The sequence below is a fragment of the Neobacillus rhizosphaerae genome (genome assembly GCF_937468385.1).
Classification (GTDB): Bacteria; Bacillota; Bacilli; order Bacillales; family Cytobacillaceae; genus Neobacillus; species Neobacillus rhizosphaerae.
Genome location: NZ_CALBWS010000007.1, coordinates 19,530 through 38,287, shown reverse-complemented (window position 1 = coordinate 38,287; position 18,758 = coordinate 19,530). Strand labels below are relative to the sequence as shown.

At 39.4% G+C, this 18,758-nt stretch carries 24 protein-coding genes; 20 read left to right on the top strand and 4 right to left on the bottom strand.

The features are described from left to right. Positions 1–36 precede the first annotated feature (36 nt). The gene (locus M5A78_RS07765) at positions 37–1,026 is read left to right on the top strand and encodes a 2-hydroxyacid dehydrogenase (protein ID WP_248734716.1); all 990 of its coding nucleotides are present in this window, start codon (positions 37–39) and stop codon (positions 1,024–1,026) included. 63 nt (positions 1,027–1,089) lie between these two features. Here the strand turns inward: M5A78_RS07765 and M5A78_RS07760 are convergent, their stop codons facing one another. Beyond that, positions 1,090–1,326 (bottom strand): NifU family protein, encoded by a 237-nt coding sequence (locus tag M5A78_RS07760; RefSeq protein ID WP_248734715.1) that lies wholly within the window; start codon positions 1,324–1,326, stop codon positions 1,090–1,092. Between the two features lie 150 nt (positions 1,327–1,476). Here M5A78_RS07760 and M5A78_RS07755 point away from each other — a divergent pair, with 150 nt between their 5' ends. Then, on the top strand, positions 1,477–1,803 hold the full coding sequence (locus M5A78_RS07755) for a YuzD family protein (RefSeq protein WP_248734714.1): 327 nt from the start codon (positions 1,477–1,479) through the stop codon (positions 1,801–1,803). Between the two features lie 71 nt (positions 1,804–1,874). On the opposite strand, the gene M5A78_RS07750 is transcribed toward M5A78_RS07755, so the two are convergent. Continuing rightward, entirely contained in the window at positions 1,875–2,942 is a 1,068-nt protein-coding gene (locus M5A78_RS07750) for an NAD(P)/FAD-dependent oxidoreductase (protein WP_248734713.1), read from the bottom strand. A 201-nt stretch (positions 2,943–3,143) separates the two neighbouring features. Here M5A78_RS07750 and M5A78_RS07745 point away from each other — a divergent pair, with 201 nt between their 5' ends. Further along, a complete protein-coding gene (locus M5A78_RS07745) occupies positions 3,144–3,383 on the top strand; it encodes a YuzB family protein (RefSeq protein ID WP_248734712.1) in 240 nt (79 codons plus the stop codon). 129 nt (positions 3,384–3,512) lie between these two features. Next, positions 3,513–3,878 carry a HesB/IscA family protein gene (locus M5A78_RS07740; protein WP_248734819.1) on the top strand — a complete coding sequence of 122 codons (366 nt, stop codon included), beginning with the start codon at positions 3,513–3,515 and terminating at the stop codon, positions 3,876–3,878. A gap of 41 nt (positions 3,879–3,919) precedes the next feature. Here the strand turns inward: M5A78_RS07740 and M5A78_RS07735 are convergent, their stop codons facing one another. Beyond that, the gene (locus M5A78_RS07735) at positions 3,920–4,921 is read right to left on the bottom strand and encodes an NAD(P)/FAD-dependent oxidoreductase (protein ID WP_248734711.1); all 1,002 of its coding nucleotides are present in this window, start codon (positions 4,919–4,921) and stop codon (positions 3,920–3,922) included. Between the two features lie 468 nt (positions 4,922–5,389). On the opposite strand from M5A78_RS07735, the gene M5A78_RS07730 reads away from it, so the two are divergent. The 10 genes from M5A78_RS07730 (at position 5,390) to kapD (ending at position 12,705) form a co-directional block, all read left to right on the top strand. Beyond that, the gene (locus M5A78_RS07730) at positions 5,390–6,607 is read left to right on the top strand and encodes an NAD(P)/FAD-dependent oxidoreductase (RefSeq protein WP_248734710.1); all 1,218 of its coding nucleotides are present in this window, start codon (positions 5,390–5,392) and stop codon (positions 6,605–6,607) included. A 90-nt stretch (positions 6,608–6,697) separates the two neighbouring features. Continuing rightward, positions 6,698–7,189: an NUDIX domain-containing protein gene (locus M5A78_RS07725; protein ID WP_248734709.1), complete on the top strand. Its 492-nt coding sequence runs from the start codon at positions 6,698–6,700 to the stop codon at positions 7,187–7,189. A 157-nt stretch (positions 7,190–7,346) separates the two neighbouring features. Beyond that, positions 7,347–7,472 (top strand): YuiA family protein, encoded by a 126-nt coding sequence (locus tag M5A78_RS07720; protein ID WP_248734708.1) that lies wholly within the window; start codon positions 7,347–7,349, stop codon positions 7,470–7,472. 271 nt (positions 7,473–7,743) lie between these two features. Next, on the top strand, positions 7,744–8,067 hold the full coding sequence (locus M5A78_RS07715; RefSeq protein ID WP_248734707.1) for a YuiB family protein: 324 nt from the start codon (positions 7,744–7,746) through the stop codon (positions 8,065–8,067). A 117-nt stretch (positions 8,068–8,184) separates the two neighbouring features. Beyond that, the gene (locus M5A78_RS07710; protein WP_248734706.1) at positions 8,185–8,793 is read left to right on the top strand and encodes a 3D domain-containing protein; all 609 of its coding nucleotides are present in this window, start codon (positions 8,185–8,187) and stop codon (positions 8,791–8,793) included. Positions 8,794–8,900: 107 nt separating this feature from the next. Continuing rightward, positions 8,901–9,281, top strand: coding sequence for a DUF309 domain-containing protein (locus M5A78_RS07705; protein ID WP_248734705.1), 381 nt, complete (start codon positions 8,901–8,903; stop codon positions 9,279–9,281). Positions 9,282–9,344: 63 nt separating this feature from the next. Then, entirely contained in the window at positions 9,345–10,853 is a 1,509-nt protein-coding gene (locus M5A78_RS07700) for a leucyl aminopeptidase (RefSeq protein WP_248734704.1), read from the top strand. A 269-nt stretch (positions 10,854–11,122) separates the two neighbouring features. Further along, a complete protein-coding gene (locus tag M5A78_RS07695) occupies positions 11,123–11,383 on the top strand; it encodes a hypothetical protein (protein ID WP_248734703.1) in 261 nt (86 codons plus the stop codon). A gap of 125 nt (positions 11,384–11,508) precedes the next feature. Continuing rightward, on the top strand, positions 11,509–11,892 hold the full coding sequence (locus M5A78_RS07690) for a hotdog fold thioesterase (RefSeq protein ID WP_406603677.1): 384 nt from the start codon (positions 11,509–11,511) through the stop codon (positions 11,890–11,892). Between the two features lie 186 nt (positions 11,893–12,078). Next, complete coding sequence (gene kapD, locus M5A78_RS07685; RefSeq protein WP_248734818.1) at positions 12,079–12,705, top strand: 3'-5' exonuclease KapD; 627 nt, start codon at positions 12,079–12,081, stop codon at positions 12,703–12,705. 36 nt (positions 12,706–12,741) lie between these two features. Here kapD and M5A78_RS07680 read toward each other — a convergent pair whose 3' ends face one another. Further along, positions 12,742–13,128, bottom strand: a complete 387-nt coding sequence (locus M5A78_RS07680; RefSeq protein ID WP_319942264.1) for a kinase-associated lipoprotein B — start codon at positions 13,126–13,128, stop codon at positions 12,742–12,744. Positions 13,129–13,253: 125 nt separating this feature from the next. Here M5A78_RS07680 and M5A78_RS07675 point away from each other — a divergent pair, with 125 nt between their 5' ends. The 6 genes from M5A78_RS07675 to gndA all read left to right on the top strand — a co-directional run bounded on the left by M5A78_RS07675 (position 13,254) and on the right by gndA (position 18,702). Beyond that, complete coding sequence (locus M5A78_RS07675; protein ID WP_248734701.1) at positions 13,254–13,991, top strand: peptidylprolyl isomerase; 738 nt, start codon at positions 13,254–13,256, stop codon at positions 13,989–13,991. Positions 13,992–14,084: 93 nt separating this feature from the next. Next, positions 14,085–14,294, top strand: coding sequence for a hypothetical protein (locus M5A78_RS07670; RefSeq protein WP_248734700.1), 210 nt, complete (start codon positions 14,085–14,087; stop codon positions 14,292–14,294). A 103-nt stretch (positions 14,295–14,397) separates the two neighbouring features. Next, complete coding sequence (locus M5A78_RS07665; protein WP_248734699.1) at positions 14,398–14,952, top strand: superoxide dismutase family protein; 555 nt, start codon at positions 14,398–14,400, stop codon at positions 14,950–14,952. A gap of 201 nt (positions 14,953–15,153) precedes the next feature. Continuing rightward, the gene (locus M5A78_RS07660) at positions 15,154–15,489 is read left to right on the top strand and encodes a hypothetical protein (protein ID WP_248734698.1); all 336 of its coding nucleotides are present in this window, start codon (positions 15,154–15,156) and stop codon (positions 15,487–15,489) included. A 272-nt stretch (positions 15,490–15,761) separates the two neighbouring features. After that, a complete protein-coding gene (locus M5A78_RS07655; protein ID WP_264760444.1) occupies positions 15,762–16,976 on the top strand; it encodes an alanyl-tRNA editing protein in 1,215 nt (404 codons plus the stop codon). 313 nt (positions 16,977–17,289) lie between these two features. Beyond that, positions 17,290–18,702: an NADP-dependent phosphogluconate dehydrogenase gene (gene gndA, locus M5A78_RS07650; protein WP_248734696.1), complete on the top strand. Its 1,413-nt coding sequence runs from the start codon at positions 17,290–17,292 to the stop codon at positions 18,700–18,702. The last annotated feature ends 56 nt before the right edge of the window (positions 18,703–18,758 follow it).

Sequence of the window (18,758 nt, the reverse complement as noted above, 5' to 3'; positions counted from 1 at the left end):
AAAATGAGCTATAAAAATAAAGAAAGGGAATGCAGCATGAGACCTTACATTTATATTACGCGAAAGCTTCCAGACTCAGTAATAAAAGAAATGCAGCAAAAATTTGATGTGGGAATGTGGGACCATGAAGATGTTCCAGTCCCGAAAGAGGTATTGTTGTTAGAAGCAAGAAAAGCGGATGCCCTAATGACAATGTTGTCCGATGCCATTAATGAAACTGTTTTAACGGCAGGGAAAAATTTAAAGGTTGTCGCAAACCTTGCTGTTGGTTTTGACAATATTGATGTAAAGACAGCATGCAGAGAAGGGATTGCCATTTGTAATACACCGGATGTGCTGACGGATACTACGGCTGATTTAACGTTCGGCTTGCTAATGGCAGCGGCACGGAGGATTGTTGAAGCAGCAGAGGTTGTGAAAGAAGGGAATTGGAAGAGTTGGAGTCCGTTATTATTAGCAGGGCATGATATTCATCATAAGACAATCGGGATTGTCGGTATGGGGAAAATTGGTGAAGCTGTTGCGAAACGGGCGAAAGGATTTGAGATGAATATCCTTTATCATAACCGGACGAGAAAGCCCGAGGTTGAGCAACAGCTGGGTGCAGTGTATGCATCTTTTGAAGAGCTTGTTGGAAAGTCAGATTACATTGTCTGTTTAACACCGCTAACGGAAGAAACAAAAAACATGTTTACTCGAGAAGTCTTTAATCAAATGAAACGGTCTGCCATTTTTATTAACGCTTCAAGAGGACCGGTTGTGGATGAACAGGCTTTATATGAGGCATTAGCGGCGGGTGAAATTTCAGGGGCAGGTCTCGATGTGTTTGAAAAGGAGCCAATTAATGCGAATCATCCATTGCTACAGCTTCCAAACGTAGTCGCTCTGCCGCATATTGGCAGCTCTAGTGTAGAAACGAGAACTGCGATGATGCAGCTCTGTATTGATAATATCGAGGCCGTCCTTGAGGGAAACAAGCCAAAAACACTGGTGAATAAAGAGTGGAAGCCCTTAGTTAGGGTTTAATTCGAGATCGAAGAATAGTAAAGCGATTGCCGCTACTGGCAATCGCTGCTTTTTATGGTTTTATTAAAATACTTGTTCTACTTCGACAACGCCTGGAACTTCTTCTAAAAGAGCTCTTTCGATGCCGGCTTTTAATGTGATGGTTGAGCTTGGGCAGCTGCCACATGCACCTAGCAAGCGGAGCTTAACAATACCATCCTCTACATCTACTAATTCGCAATCCCCGCCATCACGAAGAAGAAATGGACGTAATTTATCTAATACTTCTTGGACTTGCTCAAACATTGCTTGTTCTTCCATGTTAATCGACTCCTTTCCTATCTACATTATAATGTCAAAGGTGTTAAAAATCCATTCTCAGAAATTAGGAAAAGACACATTTAAAAACTATTTCTTAGTTTTTACGCTATAGTTATTGTAAAATATAAGAAAAACGTTGGGAATGGTTATATGAATACGAATGAAGTGGAAATTGTACTTTATGGTGCTGAACAATTATGCCCAAGCTGTGTGAATTTACCTTCGTCTAAGGAAACCTATGAATGGCTGGAAGCTGCCATTGCCAGAAAGTTTCCCGAGCAGCCCTTTAAAATGAAATATGTTGATATCTATCAGCCCGTAGGAGATAGTGAAAAAGTTAATTTTGCAAAAAAAGTAATCGAAGAGGATATGTTTTATCCAGTTGTCGTCATTAAAGAAAAAGTAGTTGGCGAAGGAAACCCACGTTTAAAAACTATTTTTGCCGAACTTGAGAAACATGGGTATAAGGCAGTGTAAAAAAGGGACATTCCAGATTCAAATGGAATGTCCTTTTTATTAATATCAAACGGTCGCTTCCGCTTTTCTTTTTACCCATTGTGAAATTTGTACATCCATAGAATTCCTGATTTTAATAAGCGGGCGACGCGTCCTGTGATAGGACGATCGGCCATCATCCCAAAGCCATGCTTTTTCCCAAGGGAACCTAGGATTCCCTTTAATTTAATTTGTGGGAAGGAAGCAGGAGGCTCTTCGCCTTTCCAACGTCTTTTTAAGACTTCAACAATTTGTTCAGCCTGTCCTTCAGCCAATTGGGCACTTGGAGCATGTGGAAGGCTTGCACAGTCCCCGACAATAAAAACATGTTCGTCATAAGGCAAATGGTGGAGCGGGGTGATAATCAATCTCCCCAGTTGATCCTTTTCTTCATCCATATTACGAACAATTTGGTTTGCTTGAATTCCTGCGGTCCAAACAATCACATCACAATCTATTGCCTCGTCGTGATTATATATACGATTTTCTTCCACTTTGGTAATATTGGAACCATTGATAATTTCTACATTGTTTCTAATAAACCAATTTTCAACATATTTACTTAAACGTTCTGGGAACGATGATAGAATATGTTTTCCACGATCAAATAATTTGATGTTTAGATCTTCACGGCTTTCACTTAATTCACTTGCTAACTCTACTCCGCTCAAACCTGCACCAACAATACCGACAACAGACCCTGGTCCAAGATTGTTTAATATAGAGTAGGTGAGCCGGGATTTATCAATGCTTTGGATACTGTAAGTGAATTGGTCTGCGCCGGGAACACCGTGGTATTTGTCTTCACAGCCGAGTCCAATCACTAAATCATTGTAAGCAACTGGTTCTGCATCTTTGATGATTATTTTTTGATTCTTTGCATCGATGCCTGTGACTTCACCGTATTTCACTTCTAAACGAGGATGTTCCGGGAAAGCAACCCGTATTTCTTTATCAGAAATCGTTCCAGCAGCTAATGCATAGTATTCCGTTTTTAAGCAGTGGTATGGAACTCGGTCGATTAATGTAATCGTCACGTCTTCTGGTAAATGGTGTGGAAGAAGTTCGTTTAGAATCTTCATCCCGCCGTATCCACCACCGAGAATCACAAGGTTTTTCATGGTTATTTCCCCTTTGTTTATCCGGTTTTCATATAAAATATATTAGAATAATATTCTGTTTCTTTTCCTCATAAGAGTATATCTAAATTGTGTCCAAATAACAACATTTTTCATGCTATTCTTGACAGTACACTACGGGCATGGTAATTGACCTAGCGGGTTAATTAGGGTAGGATAATTAATTGTGGAGAGGTGAGAGCAATGATTAAACCTATCATTGAATTTTGTATTAGCAACCTGGCAAATGGTGCTCAAAAGGCACTTGAAAAACTACAAAAAGATCCTAACTTGGATATTATTGAATATGGATGTCTCGGATATTGTGGAAAATGTGCCACCACTCTTTATGCTCTTGTTAATGGTGAGATCGTAACTGGGAGCACACCTGATGTGCTGGTCGATAATATTTATCAATACCTGGAAGAAAATCCAATGTTTTAATTTAAAGGGAGCAAGGTCGCTCTCTTTTTATATAGCTGTCATATATTATATTATTGGAATCTAATCAGTTGAGTCCTAAATCCTATGTGTATATACTATATATAAAGCCTCAAAAAAGGGGGAATTATGATGAGTAAAGATGTAGTTATATTAACTGAAGCAGCGTCACTGCATATTAAGGATATGATGAAACATAACGAAGAAGAAGGTGCTCTTTTACGTGTCAGTGTAAAAGGCGGCGGCTGCAGCGGGCTATCCTATGGAATGGGCTTTGACCATGAGGTGAAGGAAGAGGACCTTCATTTTGAGCAGCATGGGATCCAAGTTCTAGTTGATAAAGAGAGTGCCTCTATTCTACAAGGGACGAAAATTGATTATAAAGAATCAATGATGGGCGGCGGCTTTACCATCGAAAATCCAAATGCCATTGCATCATGTGGCTGCGGGTCATCGTTCCGTACAGCAACGGCAACTGGTACACCTGAGGAATGCTAATATACAAAATAAAGGCGCCCGATTTTGGACGCCTTTTACTTTTATTTATTAAACATCGATGAACTGTGCAGAGGCTGAATCTTTGCTTTTGGATCGATAAATGCTTTCGCATTGTTTACAGCTGTTGGTGCTTCACCAAATCCGCAGGCAATTAATTTTACTTTTCCATCATAGGTGCAAATATCTCCAGCTGCATAAATACCAGGTGTATTCGTTTCCATTTTTGAATTCACGACAATCGAGTTCTTTTCGATTTCAAGACCCCATTCTTTAATTGGCCCAAGTGAAGAAACAAAGCCATAGTTACATATAACGGCGTCGACATCAATCGTTTCTTTGCTTTCTCCGTCAACACTTCCAAGGACTACTTGCTTAATGTTGCCATTTTCATCGCCAATCAATTCATCAGGAACAAATGGTGTTTTTACATCCACTTTTGAATTGTACAAGTTCTCAACACTGTGCTCATGGGCACGGAATTTATCCCGGCGGTGAACAATCGTTACTTTTTCAGCAATTGGTTCAAGCATTAAGGCCCAGTCAACCGCTGAATCCCCGCCGCCAAAGACCACTACTTTTTGACCAGCAAATTGATTTAAATCTTCAATAAAATAGTATAGGTTTTTCTTGTCATAATGGGCGGCACTTTCAAGCTCTAAGCGGCGTGGTTGGAATGCACCGTTTCCAGCAGTAATGATAATTGTTTTAGAATAATGGACCTCAGAATTAGTCGTTAGTTTGAAAGTACCATCTTCAAGCTTTTCTAACTTTTCAACAGATTGTTCAAGCGCGACAGCAGGTTCAAACTTGGCCATCTGTTCTTTTAAATTATTGATTAACTCTTGTGCACGAACTTTTGGAAAACCAGCTACATCATAAATATATTTCTCCGGATAGAGCGCCGATAATTGACCGCCTAGCTGTGGTAAGCTTTCAATGATTTTCACGGATGCTTGTCTCATTCCTCCGTAAAAGGCAGTAAAAAGACCGACAGGGCCTCCTCCGATAATGGTTATGTCATAAACTTTTTGATTTTCTTGCACTCCAGATCCCCCCAACTAGTAGTAACAAACTCCACTCACTATAATATCATAAAATAAAAAAATCCTCACATTCTTTATAGGCAAATATTGATACTGGCAATAAATTTTAAATAATTATCAAATACCGGAATGTTAATATTGCTAATATTCTAATGATAATTATTTTATATAAATCACTTGAAAATAGAGTGAAAGTAGCATAAGATGTAATGTGAATATATTGTTAAGATTTTGTGACAAAAAAAGCACATTTCTGTGACCAGTAGAAAAACCATTACAGCTTGTTAAGCATAAGTATTTAATCTATGTCGTTTTCCTATGTGCTTGCGATTAGAAGTTTTTCTGTAGCCCCACTCGTGAATTATATCACATACATTTTTCTACTATGCAAAATAAAAATGGTTAATGCAGTGGAAGATAAGCAAAAGAGGAATTTATAAAAAATACTAAAAAGGTGGAAGAATCACTTTGAGAAAGCCAAAAATTGTTATTATTGGTGCTGGTTACGGCGGACTTATGACAACTGTGCGTTTACAAAAGTTAATTGGTATTAATGAAGCAGATATCGTATTAATTAATAAAAATGACTACCATTATGAAACAACATGGTTACATGAAGCTTCAGCAGGTACGCTCCATCATGATAAGGTTCGATATGATATTCGTGATGTGATTGACCGCAGTAAGGTTGATTTTGTTCAAGATACAGTAGTAGAGATAAATAAAGAAGAAAAGATAGTCATTTTAGAAAAAGGTGAAGTCAATTATGACTACCTTGTTATTGCACTTGGCGGTGAGTCAGAAACATTCGGTATTAAAGGTTTAAAAGAATATGCCTTTGGAATTACGAATGTGAACTCTGCTCGACAATTACGTGAGCATATTGAATACCAATTTGCCACATACAACATGGAAGAAGAGAAGAATGATAATCGTTTATCCATAGTTGTCGGTGGTGCAGGATTTACGGGGATTGAATTCCTTGGCGAATTAGCGAACAGAATCCCAGAATTATGCCATGAGTATGATGTTGATTTCCATAAAGTGAAAATTACCTGTGTCGAAGCGGCCCCGACTGTCTTGCCTGGTTTTGATCCAGAATTAGTTAATTACGCAGTTTCGTTATTAGAGCGTAAAGGTGTAGAATTTTTAATTGGAACGGCGATTAAGGAAGCTACTCCTGAAGGGATTTTTGTCGCAAAGGGTGAAGATGAGCCGCGTGAGATTAAGGCAGGAACTGTTGTTTGGGCAGCGGGTGTTCGCGGAAACTCCATTATTGAGAAATCTGGTTTTGAAGCAATGAGAGGTCGTGTAAAGGTACAACCTGATCTTCGTGTTCCTGGATTTGACGATGTCTTCATTATCGGTGACAGTTCCCTTGTCATTAATGAAGAAATCAATCGCCCATATCCACCAACTGCACAAATTGCAATGCAGCAAGGTGAGCTTGTTGCCCGGAACATCGCCGCATTAGTTCGTAACAAGACAGAGCTTGAAGCCTTTAAGTTTGACAATAAAGGAACAGTTTGTTCACTTGGTGATGATGATGCCATCGGTGTTGTGTTTGGGAAAAAAATTACTGGCTCAAAAGCAGCATTCATGAAAAAGGTAGTTGATAATCGCTCACTTTTCATGATTGGCGGAGCTGGTCTTGTATTGAAAAAAGGAAAATTTAAGGTATTCTAATAATTATTGTATCCAAAGGGACAGAGAAACTTTCTGTCCCTTTTTGGTATGATTGAATAAATGAGTTTTACATTAGGAGTGTGTGTTTTGATGAGCAGTCGGGAAAAACGGGGGAAGGTTTGGTTAGCGGTTTCTGGGTTGGTTAAGTCTAGTGAGGGTCACTGGCTTGTGGTGAAGAAAAGATACGGCGGCTTAAAAGGACAATGGTCCCTGCCAGCGGGCTTTGTCGAAGCGGGAGAAACGGCTGATGAAGCTGTTATCAGAGAAGTAAAGGAAGAAACCGGTATTGATTGTGTGGTAAACGGTCTAATAGGCCTCAGGACCGGTGTTATTAAAGGGGAAATCAGCGATAATATGATTCTTTTCTTATTAGAACCAGTCGGGGAAGAAAGAGTTATTCCTCAGGAAAATGAACTTTATGATGCACGGTTTATCGATCCCGCTGAACTTATGCATGATAAAGGAGCTTCAATTTTATTACGGTATCTCATGAATCAAAATGAATCCACCGTTAATCCGGGAATTGAAGGAATAAACCCTGGTGATCAGTTTGGTTATACAGCTTATAAAATATTTTTGTAATTTTTCGAAAATTTAAGTAACATCATGATAATGAAAGAAAACTTACTATGTATCCGTTTTCTTATGGAATTTTGCAAGAATTTCGCTCTTTTCTTTTTTTAATATTCTTGGTATATTATCAGAAAATTAAGTCAACATTTCCAAGGAGATGATAGGGATGAAAGTTAAGAGCTTGGATACAAAAAATTGTGAATACTGTTCGGGAGTTGGCTATTTTCAATTGGTACTTGGAGGATCAGAAACTTGTTCCTGCTGCGGGGGATCTGGTAAGAAAAAGGATTAATAATAACAGCCATTACTGCTTCTTCGAATTGACTTCGAAGGGCTCTTTTTTTTGTAAACGATAAGTAGTTTGTATTGACTCCCCTTTCGACATTAAGTACACTAAATGTTGGTGCATTAGGTGAAATATCAAACAGTGGGGGATTTTTCCATCCTCAACTGATTGTAATTGAACCAATCGGGCTTTTGTGTATATTATTCTAATTTGATATTGCTCATCATTGAGGTGTGGGTTTAATTTTCTGATAATGCGTGATAAAGGGGGAATTCCAATGCACATGAGCATTGTTGTCTTGATTATATCGATATTGTTATTTTTTGTGTTGTTTTTTGGAATTGGATTTATCTTGAATATGCTGCTAAGAATGTCATGGGTTATGGCGATAGTCTACCCTATTGTGGCTATTTTTATTGTTGATAAAGTGAGTTTTAGTGAATATTTTACAAATAGTAAAGCAGCCTTTCAAGAACTGGGACAGCGATTCGGCTCTTTAGCAACGGCAGATATTCTCATTTTAGTAAGTGGATTTGCTGGAGCAATCGCAGCGGGATTGACGATAAAGCTGTTACGGAAAAACGGCTATCAAATGTTTTAGACTTTTTGCCTACCGGGTAAGAAGTCTTTTTTTTTATTGGAAAAAATTTCTTCACTCCTTTTTTGAATAATTCCCTACAGTTTGGGAATGAATATTTTGGGAGGAGTGAAAATTTTAATGAATAATATTAAAACTTGGACAAAGCGGTTTGCGATGGTCGGCCTTTTCTTTATGGCATTATTTGCAACCTTCCAATCCATATCTGGAGTAAATGCGCAATTGCTCATTAGCCATTTAACGGCTCTGGTTTCGTCAAACCAAACTGTTTCCGGAACACAACCATCATTAGAGGATTCTATTGATTGGTCGAAGTATCCTAAACATACAGTTATTGCTACTGGCTATACAGCGGGAGTGGAATCTACTGGAAAAAGAAAAGGCCATCCGGAATACGGGATTACCTACTCAGGAGTAAAAGTTAAGCGTGATTTATTTTCAACTATAGCAGCAGATTTAACCGTTTTTCCTATTGGTACCATCCTATTTATCCCTGAGTACGGCTATGGAGTTGTTGCTGATAAAGGGGGGGCTATTAAGGGTGACAGACTGGATCTTTATTATGAAACCGTTGAAGATGTTTATACTAAATGGGGTAAAAAAAAGCTAGATGTTTATGTTGTTGAAAAAGGTAATGGGAAACTAACCGAGGAAGCATTAAAAGCGTTAAATGAAGATAAAGCGATGCAAGTATTTCGCCAACAGTATATCAGCTCTGAAAAAAGATAAGGACAGGCCGCTAGCCTGTTTTTCTTTTTTTGTGGTTATGGAAGTGAACTTCTTTTTCCCTTAAAATGAGAATAAATCATTGTTGAAATAAAGGGGAAGGGATTTTCATGGATGATTACCCAATTGAATACTATGAGTTTTTTGTCAGCTTTAATGAAGGGGATTATTACACTTGCCATGATTTACTCGAAGAAATGTGGATGACTGATAAGGATAACTTGTTTTTAAAGGGCCTACTACAAATGAGTGTTGCGATCTACCATTATGAGTATGGGAATGTTAAAGGAGCAAGGATGATGATGCAAACAGCCCATGACTATCTGCAAGCCTACCGCCCGAGATTTTGGGGATTGGATTTAGAAAAGGTCTATCCATTCATTGAACAATGCCAAACCCTTTTTCCAAAGAATATCGACCGCGTACCGTTTGAAAGTGTAGGGAATTTACCCCAACTGCCTCGATTACTGTTATACATGAAAAATGATTAGTTAGTCGAAATAATCACGCATTTCCGGTATAATAAATTCGTATAATACGGAGGTGTATTGGAAATGTTTCATGTAAAAAGTGAATTCGATTTGGCAACTATTCATGAAGGATTGGTCATCGGTCTTTTGGACAAACCCGAAAAATTTTCGGGTTCTTTGGCCAAGCTGGATACACAATTTAATGGTCAGCTTACAGAGCTAGTAAAATCAGGTGATATTTCGGCTAAGTTAAAAAGTATCAGTAAGGTACATAGCTTCGGAAAAATTGGTTCGAAACGGATATGGTTTGTCGGACTTGGAAAAGAAAAGGATTTAACCTTTGACAAACTAAAAGAAGCATTTGGCAAACTGTTTAAGGATGTCAAAGCAAGCAAGCTAGAGGAAACAGCCATTTATTTAGATTCGTTTATTACGGAGAAACTTGATGGTTTGGATGCCGCACATGCATTAAGTGAAGCGTTTGCTCTATCAACTTACCAATTTGAGGGGTATAAGCAAAAGTCAAATGAACCCGAGAGAAAACTGGAGAACCTCACGGTTTATAGTGAAGCATTCGTAGCAGAGGATGTTCAGGTCTCATTAACGGTTGGTGATGCATTTGGTCAGGGAACGAATTCTGCAAGAACACTGGTTAACATCCCTGGTAATTTACTGACAGCTACTGATATGGCCAACTATGCAGTGGAGCTAGCTTCCAGATATGAGTTTGAAGTGGAAATTTTGGACAAAACGGAAATTGAAAAGCTCGGTATGGGTGCCTTCTTAGCCGTTAACCAAGGTTCAACTGAGCCACCTAAAATGATTGTCCTGAAATATCAAGGCAGAGATGAATGGACGGATGTTATCGGTTTAGTTGGAAAAGGAATCACCTTTGATACAGGCGGTTACTCCATTAAAACAAAAGCTGGTATCGTCGGGATGAAAACCGATATGGGCGGAGCAGCAGCTGTGCTTGGGGCAATGGAAATTATCGGTGAAACTAGACCTGAGCAAAATGTAGTTGCTGTAATTCCATCTACAGACAATATGATCAGTGGTAATGCCTTTAAGCCAGATGATGTGATTACATCAATGAGCGGTAAAACAATCGAGGTTTTAAATACGGATGCAGAAGGACGACTTGTATTAGCGGATGCAGTAACATATGCCAAGCACCATGGGGCAGAATATTTAGTGGATATCGCTACATTAACAGGTGGAGTAATCACTGCCCTCGGCCTGCATACAACTGGAGCCATGACGAATCATGAATCCTTATATGAACAAGTTTTAGAAGCTTCGATGGAGGCTGGCGAGCAAATGTGGCAATTGCCATTGTTTGAAAGTGAAAAGGAACGTGTAAGAAACAGTAAGGTTGCTGATTTAAATAATTCCCCTGGCAGTGAAGGCCATGCGATTGTCGCTGGTGCATTTATTGGCGAATTTGCTGAAGGAACTCCATGGGTTCATTTAGATATTGCCGGAACAGCTACCACTTCGAAAGCATATGACCTTGGTCCTGTAGGAGCAACAGGAGTCATGACCCGTACGCTTGCCCTGTTTGTTGAACGGTTTGAACCAATTGAAAAATAACATCATGGCCACCGAGTTCTCCGGTGGCTTTGTTTCTTGTTCTTGAAAAAAAGGCATAGAAATTTAGTTGAAATACAGGTTATCTTGGCAATACTCCGAATCTGAGACAATTTATCCCCAATACCAATCATATATTTTATACAGTTCGGTTCAGTTCATTCTTCGCACTTAAGATGTGCTACCTTTACGATTTAGCCCACTCAAACCTCATCACTTTCGCATATGAAATAGTGTAGGCAAGTATCGCAGAAAAAAGGAGGTAATGCGGCATGTACCCTTATCGAAGCCCGTACCCGGGTGATCAAAGATTTATAGGATTTCTTGGTTGGCCGTTAGCAATAGGGGGGCTCAGCTTTTTAGGGGGATTATTGGGAGGCGGTTTAGGTGCTTCTTTTGCGACTCGTCCATTATACGGCTACCCTGGTGGCTATGGCTATCCACCACCAGTAGGATACCCTCCAGTAGGATACCCCCCAGTAGGATACCCTCCAGTAGGATATCCACCTCCGGGTTATCCAGGTTATTATTAATCCCAAAGTTAAAAACAGCACTTGGGGCTGTTTTTTTCTGATTCAAGAGATAGTTAAAAGGGAAAATCAAGTAAAAAGGAGAATAGGTTATAGGTGAAGTCAAATTACATAGTGGAGGGATGGAAATGATCGAAAACACATTGATTGAAGCCTTAGGTATTGAAATAACCCATTTAGGAGAGGGAAAAGTTGTTGCGACCATGCCAGTTGATGGAAGGACACGCCAGCCATTCGGTTTACTACACGGCGGGGCATCCGTTGCCCTCGCTGAAACGGTTGCAAGTATCGGAGCGTATGAATTAGTAGATAAAGAAACGGAAGCAGTTGCAGGCCTTGAGATTAACGCGAATCATGTCCGCCCAAAAACGGAGGGGGTTGTCACTGCAGTTGGAACCGTTCTGCATCAAGGGAAAACAACAATGGTTTGGGATATTAAAATTACCGATGAGCAGGACCGCCTCATTTGTGTTGCAAGATGTACAATGGCGGTTATGAAACTAAAAAAATAAGATAGTTTCATTTTAAAAGAATGGATATTTACCATTCTTTTTCGGTTTATTATTGAAAAATTGAAAAAATTATCACTAAATTCATGTTATAATGAAAGAAATAAAAAATAGCAAAATAGCACAATTTTTTGTACAGGTTTCTTTATATAATGGTATTAAGGATGGATTAGTTAAGGTGGTGAAATGATGAAGGAAAGAAGGCAATATTTATTCATTGATTTTGAGTTTACGATGCCAGAACGAAATATTCGAACGAAAGACTTTTTTGCGGAAATCATTGAAGTTGGAATCGTTGCGGTCGTTGATAATGAGGTAAAGGAGCAATTTTCATCCTTTGTTTCTCCTCGTAAATACCCGAAACTATCAGAACGCTGTAAATCATTCTTACATATTTCACAGCTGCAGGTTGATAAAGGGCTGTCGATTTATGAACTGGTAAAAAAATTGGAGGAATTCAATAAAAGTCATTATGAGACAACCATTGTTACTTGGGGAAATATGGATATGAAGGTGCTTCGACATAATTGCTTAGAGGCGGGCATTGCTTTTCCATTTAACAACGGCAAAGAATTAGACTTATCAATGGAGTATAAAAGGTTTTTTGGTGACCAAAATCAAACTGGTTTATGGAAGGCTGTTCAGGAATATGGAAAAGAAGGAACAGGCAGACATCACCGGGCACTTGATGATGCATTGACTACCTATAATATATTCAAACTCGTTGAAAAGGATAAACGTTATTTAGAAAAACCAGAGCCAACGACGATTGGTGACAGAATTGATTTTTCTAAGCTATTAAATGAATTCGCATAAAAGGCCAAATCATTAAACCTGATTTGGCCTTTTATGTTAACTAAATTTATAATCTTTTTCGAGTGTTTCAAGCGCTTTTATACTCATTTCAGCCCACTGTGATGCGGTCTCTGCCAGATCCGTTTTCATTTTGGCTACGGCCTTCTTTAAGGATTCCTGATAGTCAGGGATTTCACTCTCAAAGTGTTTAACCATTTGTTTTGGAATGTTGGCTTGCTCCCGAAAGCTGAGCGCACGTCTCTCATGAAAAATAAGTACATCTGCGTCTTTAGGATTGTGTAAGTCACCCTGCATTGGATGTTTAATAACCGCTAAGACTCTTACTAAATAATGTTGCTGGCGTACCTCTGTTAGTTCTCCGATATATTTTCCTGTCTTATAGATTGCAGTGACAATCTCACCAACCTGAAATTCCTCCATCATGACCACTCCTGGCTACCATTTTTTCTTATTCTACTTCTTCCATTCTATAATGAATCATTGTAAATTAAAAACAAAGTGCAAAAAAACAAATTTTCGGTTAAAGTGTAAAAATGGAGGGATGATAAATGAGAAAGAAATGGCAAATGTTATTTACATTATTGACGATTGTTCTAGTCTTAGCAGCATGTGGGACAAGCACGAAGAAAGAAGAAGCAAAACCGAAAACGTCCACGCCAAAAACAGAACAGAAGGAAGGGGATCAACAAGTGTCAAATGCAGTCTATCCTCAGCTTTCCACAGAGGTATCAGAAAATGAGAAACTCATTGAAATGGAAACATCGATGGGAAACATTAAAATCAAATTATTCCCTGAATATGCTCCGAAAGCAGTAGAGAACTTTGTGAAGCATAGTGAAGCGGGATACTATGATGGACTCACTTTTCATAGAGTCATTAAAGATTTTATGATTCAAGGTGGAGATCCGAATGGCAACGGAACAGGTGGTGAGAGCATTTGGGGGAAACCATTCGAAGATGAATTCTCGAAAAATCTTTATAATCTGCGCGGTGCCTTGTCTATGGCTAATTCAGGCTCAAACACTAATGGAAGCCAGTTCTTCATCGTTCAAAGCACGAAACTCGATTCTTCGATGAAGTCGCAAATGGAAAAGGCAGGGTATCCGAAGGAAATTATTGCTGCTTATGAAAATGGCGGAACTCCATGGCTTGACCATAAGCATACTGTTTTTGGCCAAGTGATTGATGGAATGGATGTCGTGGATAAGATTGCCGACACACCAGTAGCTGCCCAGGATCATCCAGAAAAAGATGTCATCATTAAAAAGATTAAAGTTTTAAAATAAGTGAATGGTCTCGGTATGATTAATTGGTATGAAACATTTTTTGTTGCTATAATTAACACTTGAGTAGTTCCTTTAAAGAAAGGGAGATAAGAAATGTTTCTACCATCCGTACTATCCATGTTTCTATACTTTCCAGAAGATAAATCAGAATATATTCCAGCCGTGATTAGTCTGACCATTTTTATGATTGGTGCAGTGTTTACGATGCGCTTCATCATAAAAGTTTCAAAACGTGAGGCACAAAAGGCAAAGGAATTTGAAGAACAATTAAAAAATCAAGATCATACACAACGGAACAGTTAAATAGGCTGTTCCTTTTTTTTCTTTAGCATCACAAGGATTTTGAATAGCGCAATCTTCGTTGGTTTATACTAAAGGCAAATTGTCTTTAGTGAGGGGAATACCTATGAAGAAAACCTGGATGATGATTCCGCTACTTATGCTGACAGGCTGTATGGAAAAGAACATCAGAAAGATTGATGTTGAAATGTTTAATGCAGTCGGAGATTCACTCGGGACGGTAGAAATGGCTGAACAGTCCAGCGGTGTTAAAATGACAGTAAATTTGAAGGGGTTGTCTCCTGGGGAACACGCGATACATATTCACGAAAAGGGAAAATGTGTGGCACCAGATTTCAAATCTGCCGGGAACCATTTTAATCCTGAAAAGAAGGAGCATGGACTTTTGCATACAAAGGGTGCTCATGCGGGTGACCTACCGAATTTAATTGTCGACGATGACGGGTCGGTTAAGGCGGACTTAATGGCACCAAATGTCACGTTAAAGGAAGGAAAAAAATCACTTTTAACAAAAGAGGGTACTTCGATTGTCGTAGATGAATCAAAGGATGATGGCATGACCCAGCCGGCAGGGGATTCAGGTAAGCGAATTGCCTGTGGTGAAATTTCTATAGATAAAAATAAAGCTGGACAAAGGAAAGCTCAGGATGAAAACAAATAGGCTGTCTCTGATGCGGAGCGCCTTAAATTTTTGTAACCATTTAAGTGAAAATAAATTTATAAGATGTAGAACCATTTGCTGGTTCTATTTTTTTTGCCTATTTTTTTATATTTGAAAAGAATCTCAATTTACATGGGTGAAAATCTATGCTTATCCAATAAGCAGACATACACTATCATGAGACTTTTAGGAGGCGATTTCATGACAGAAAGACAAATGCCGGGCGGTTTCCAAGGGCAACCTGGTCAACAAATGGGCTACCCACAAATGCCGGGCGGCTACCCACAAATGCCGGGCGGCTATCCACAAATGGGTGGTTATCCACATACAGGCTATCCACAAATGGGAGGGTACCCGTACACTGGTCATCCTCATATGGGGGGTTACCCACATCATGGGCATTATCACCATGGTGGCTATCCATACGGAATGGGCGGTTTTCCACAAACCGGTTTTCCTCAAGGAATGGGTGGGTTTCCACAAACCGGTCAGGGTCAAATGACGATGCCATATGGGCAGAGAAAAGAAAAGAAGTAAGTTTTTTCTCCCACATTAACGGGCAGTAAGAGCCCCGCTTCAAGACTGTGAAGGAACTAAAAAGGATAAGTGGGATATCAGCCGCCCGTAAAAGCCTGATTGGTTCAACCAACAATCAGTGGGAGTTGGAAAAAAACACTGATCGAAGTTTTACTTTACTGGTCAAGCTACCTGTTCCTTCAACTGAAGGAGCAGGTTTTAATTTTTTTATCATTCAGTTTCCTTGATTTATCGTACAGTATTAACGAAAATAGAAGCATGTAAAAAGACTAATGGAAACAAATAGGAGTGTACAAACAATGGAAAACAAACTGTATTATCAGGATGCTTATATCACAACCTTTTCAGCTATGGTAGAAAAGCAAGCGCAGGACACCGCAGGAAATTGGTATGTGGTGTTAAATCAAACCGCCTTTTATCCGACTGGAGGTGGACAACCCTACGACCTGGGAACAATCGAAAATAGAAAGGTCGTAAATGTTGAAGAACTCGAAGGGGAAATTCGCCACTACCTGGAGGAGCCATTAACTGACAAGTATAAAGAAATAAGCGCTGTGATTGATTGGAGAAGGCGATTTGATCACATGCAGCAACACGCCGGTCAGCATATTCTTTCTGCGGCTTTTGAACAATTATTCGATTATAAGACGGTCAGCTTTCACTTAGGTGAAGAAATCGTAACAATTGATTTAGAGACTGACGCATTATCTGAACGTGAGGTTAAGAGGGTAGAAGAGCTCGCCAATCAAATGATTTTGGAAAATCGGTCGATTGAAACAAAATGGGTAACTGAGGAGGAACTGTCCCTCTATTCATTACGAAAAGAAACAAAAGTAAAAGACAACATTAGGCTAGTGATTATTCCTGATTTTGATGTTAACGGCTGCGGCGGGACCCACCCGAAGGCGACTGGTGAGGTAAGGGCGATAAAAATATTAGATTGGGAAAGGCAACGGAAAAACATCCGTGTCCAATTTATCTGCGGCGAACGGGTTTTGACCCAACTTGGTCAGAAGCAAAGAGTGCTGCTTGAGTTAACGAAGCAGTTAAATGCTCCAGAACTAGGGATGGAACAGGCGGTAAGACGGATGATTGAGAACGGAAAAACACTGGAAAAGGAACTGGAAACCTATTTAGACCAATTGCTGAAATATGAAGCGAGAGATTTACTAGATAAAAATAAGAACAAGATTGTGAGTGAAGTGTTTCAAAATCGGACGATTCAAGCGCTTCAGAAACTAGCTCGAACCATCATCTCAGAAGAGGAACAAACATTGGTTTTCTTCGTTTCCGAAAATGAAAATCGCCTCCAGCTCGTTTGTGCCAGGGGACAAGCCCGCTCGGAAAATATGAAAACGGTACTTGGCTCTGCTCTTCCTTTTATAAATGGAAAAGGGGGAGGAAATGACTCTTTTGCCCAGGGGGGTGGCGAAACATTGATGACAGGTCGGCATATGTTAGAACAATTGCTACAAAGCGTAAATTAGAAACTGGCCTCCAAATCTGGAGGCCAGTTTTTAACTAAAAGGAAAGGATAAATTCAACTACGCCTCTGTCTTCGACCTAACGGACTAACTAACCTGCGAGTTTTCATTTAACAAATGATAATAGGAGTTTCGTTTCTTAGTTCATAAATTCGGCCATAAACCTTAATAGATAGGGAGTCACCGTTCACCCATTTTTTTAAGATCTAGATATTTTTAAAAGGATTCTAGGTTCATCGAAGAGTAGTTTTAAAAAATTTCATATATAATATAGCTATATTGAAATTTTTTTAACACCTTGAAGGGATGGTTTAGATTGGAAAAACAACAAGTAGGGGTCGTCGGAGTTGGAGTAATGGGAAGAAGTTTGGCATTAAATTTTGAGAGCAAGGGCTTCCCTGTCTCAGTGTACGACCTATCAGCAGAGAAAGTTAATGAAATTTTAGAACAAAATAAAGGAAAAAAAATAATTGGAACGACAAATATTGAAGAATTTGTTCAATCATTAGAAAGTCCGCGAAAAATATTACTAATGGTTAATGCCGGAGTAATTACCGATAAAGCAATTGAATCACTGCTTCCCTATTTAGCAAAAGGTGATATTCTCATCGATGGCGGAAATAGCTACTATCAAGATACGATACGAAGGAATAAGGACCTTGCTGAAAAGGGAATTTTATTCATTGGTGCAGGAGTATCGGGAGGAGAAGAGGGTGCATTAACTGGCCCGTCTATCATGCCAAGCGGACAAATGGAAGCATATGATGCAGTAGGCCCGCTGTTAACGGCTATTTCTGCCAAGGTGAATGGAGATCCATGCTGTACATATATTGGTCCGAATGGTGCAGGACACTATGTAAAGATGGTGCATAACGGCATTGAATATGCTGATATACAATTAATTTGTGAAGCCTATCATATAATGAAAGCATTGCTTGGTTTGACTACAGGAGAGCTTCATGAAGTGTTTGAGGAATGGAATCAAGGAGAGCTTGATAGTTATTTAATAGAAATTACAGCCGATATTTTTACAAAAATAGATCCAGAAACAGGTAAGCCGTTAGTAGATGTCATTCTTGATACAGCTGGCCAAAAAGGAACCGGTAAATGGACAAGTCAAAGTGCCCTTGATTTAGCTGTGCCGCTGTCGATTATTACCGAATCTGTTTTCTCCCGCTTTCTGTCGGCGATGAAGGATGAACGTGAGCGTGCAAGTAAAGTATTAAGGGGCCCATCAAACAATAAATTTGACGGTAATAAGAAGGATTTTATTGAGTTGCTTCGAAAAACCTTGTACCTAAGTAAGATTATTTCCTATGCTCAGGGCTTTGCTCAATTGAAAAAGGCTTCTGAAGAATATGATTGGAATCTAAGACCTGGAGAAATAGCGATGATTTTCCGCGGAGGCTGTATTATTCGAGCGGCCTTCTTGCAAGATATTAAAGATGCCTACGATCGTAATCCAGACTTGGATAATTTATTAATGGATGCCTATTTTCAAACGATTGTCGCCGATTATCAGGATGCAGCAAGAGAAGTAGTCTCGATTGCTATCAAAGCTGGAATACCTGTGCCCGGCTTTTCTAGTGCCCTTGCTTATTATGACAGCTACCGCTCAGAGGTCCTACCGGCCAACTTACTCCAAGCCCAAAGGGATTATTTTGGGGCTCATACGTATCAAAGAGTTGATCGGGAGGGTACTTTCCACACAGAATGGTTGGAAAAATAATGGACCTGTCAGGAGTGAATCCAGAGTCTGGCTTTTTAATTAGGTAATTTTGTATA

Bases quoted from the DNA above. Each gene is read 5' to 3' on its own strand.
- M5A78_RS07765 (WP_248734716.1), top strand. From the start codon at position 37: ATGAGACCTTACATTTATATTACGCGAAAGCTTCCAGACTCAGTAATA.
- M5A78_RS07760 (WP_248734715.1), bottom strand. From the start codon at position 1,326: ATGGAAGAACAAGCAATGTTTGAGCAAGTCCAAGAAGTATTAGATAAA.
- M5A78_RS07755 (WP_248734714.1), top strand. From the start codon at position 1,477: ATGAATACGAATGAAGTGGAAATTGTACTTTATGGTGCTGAACAATTA.
- M5A78_RS07750 (WP_248734713.1), bottom strand. From the start codon at position 2,942: ATGAAAAACCTTGTGATTCTCGGTGGTGGATACGGCGGGATGAAGATT.
- M5A78_RS07745 (WP_248734712.1), top strand. From the start codon at position 3,144: ATGATTAAACCTATCATTGAATTTTGTATTAGCAACCTGGCAAATGGT.
- M5A78_RS07740 (WP_248734819.1), top strand. From the start codon at position 3,513: ATGAGTAAAGATGTAGTTATATTAACTGAAGCAGCGTCACTGCATATT.
- M5A78_RS07725 (WP_248734709.1), top strand. From the start codon at position 6,698: ATGAGCAGTCGGGAAAAACGGGGGAAGGTTTGGTTAGCGGTTTCTGGG.
- M5A78_RS07720 (WP_248734708.1), top strand. From the start codon at position 7,347: ATGAAAGTTAAGAGCTTGGATACAAAAAATTGTGAATACTGTTCGGGA.
- M5A78_RS07715 (WP_248734707.1), top strand. From the start codon at position 7,744: ATGCACATGAGCATTGTTGTCTTGATTATATCGATATTGTTATTTTTT.
- M5A78_RS07710 (WP_248734706.1), top strand. From the start codon at position 8,185: ATGAATAATATTAAAACTTGGACAAAGCGGTTTGCGATGGTCGGCCTT.
- M5A78_RS07705 (WP_248734705.1), top strand. From the start codon at position 8,901: ATGGATGATTACCCAATTGAATACTATGAGTTTTTTGTCAGCTTTAAT.
- M5A78_RS07700 (WP_248734704.1), top strand. From the start codon at position 9,345: ATGTTTCATGTAAAAAGTGAATTCGATTTGGCAACTATTCATGAAGGA.
- M5A78_RS07695 (WP_248734703.1), top strand. From the start codon at position 11,123: ATGTACCCTTATCGAAGCCCGTACCCGGGTGATCAAAGATTTATAGGA.
- M5A78_RS07690 (WP_406603677.1), top strand. From the start codon at position 11,509: ATGATCGAAAACACATTGATTGAAGCCTTAGGTATTGAAATAACCCAT.
- kapD (WP_248734818.1), top strand. From the start codon at position 12,079: ATGAAGGAAAGAAGGCAATATTTATTCATTGATTTTGAGTTTACGATG.
- M5A78_RS07680 (WP_319942264.1), bottom strand. From the start codon at position 13,128: ATGATGGAGGAATTTCAGGTTGGTGAGATTGTCACTGCAATCTATAAG.
- M5A78_RS07675 (WP_248734701.1), top strand. From the start codon at position 13,254: ATGAGAAAGAAATGGCAAATGTTATTTACATTATTGACGATTGTTCTA.
- M5A78_RS07670 (WP_248734700.1), top strand. From the start codon at position 14,085: ATGTTTCTACCATCCGTACTATCCATGTTTCTATACTTTCCAGAAGAT.
- M5A78_RS07665 (WP_248734699.1), top strand. From the start codon at position 14,398: ATGAAGAAAACCTGGATGATGATTCCGCTACTTATGCTGACAGGCTGT.
- M5A78_RS07660 (WP_248734698.1), top strand. From the start codon at position 15,154: ATGACAGAAAGACAAATGCCGGGCGGTTTCCAAGGGCAACCTGGTCAA.
- M5A78_RS07655 (WP_264760444.1), top strand. From the start codon at position 15,762: ATGGAAACAAATAGGAGTGTACAAACAATGGAAAACAAACTGTATTAT.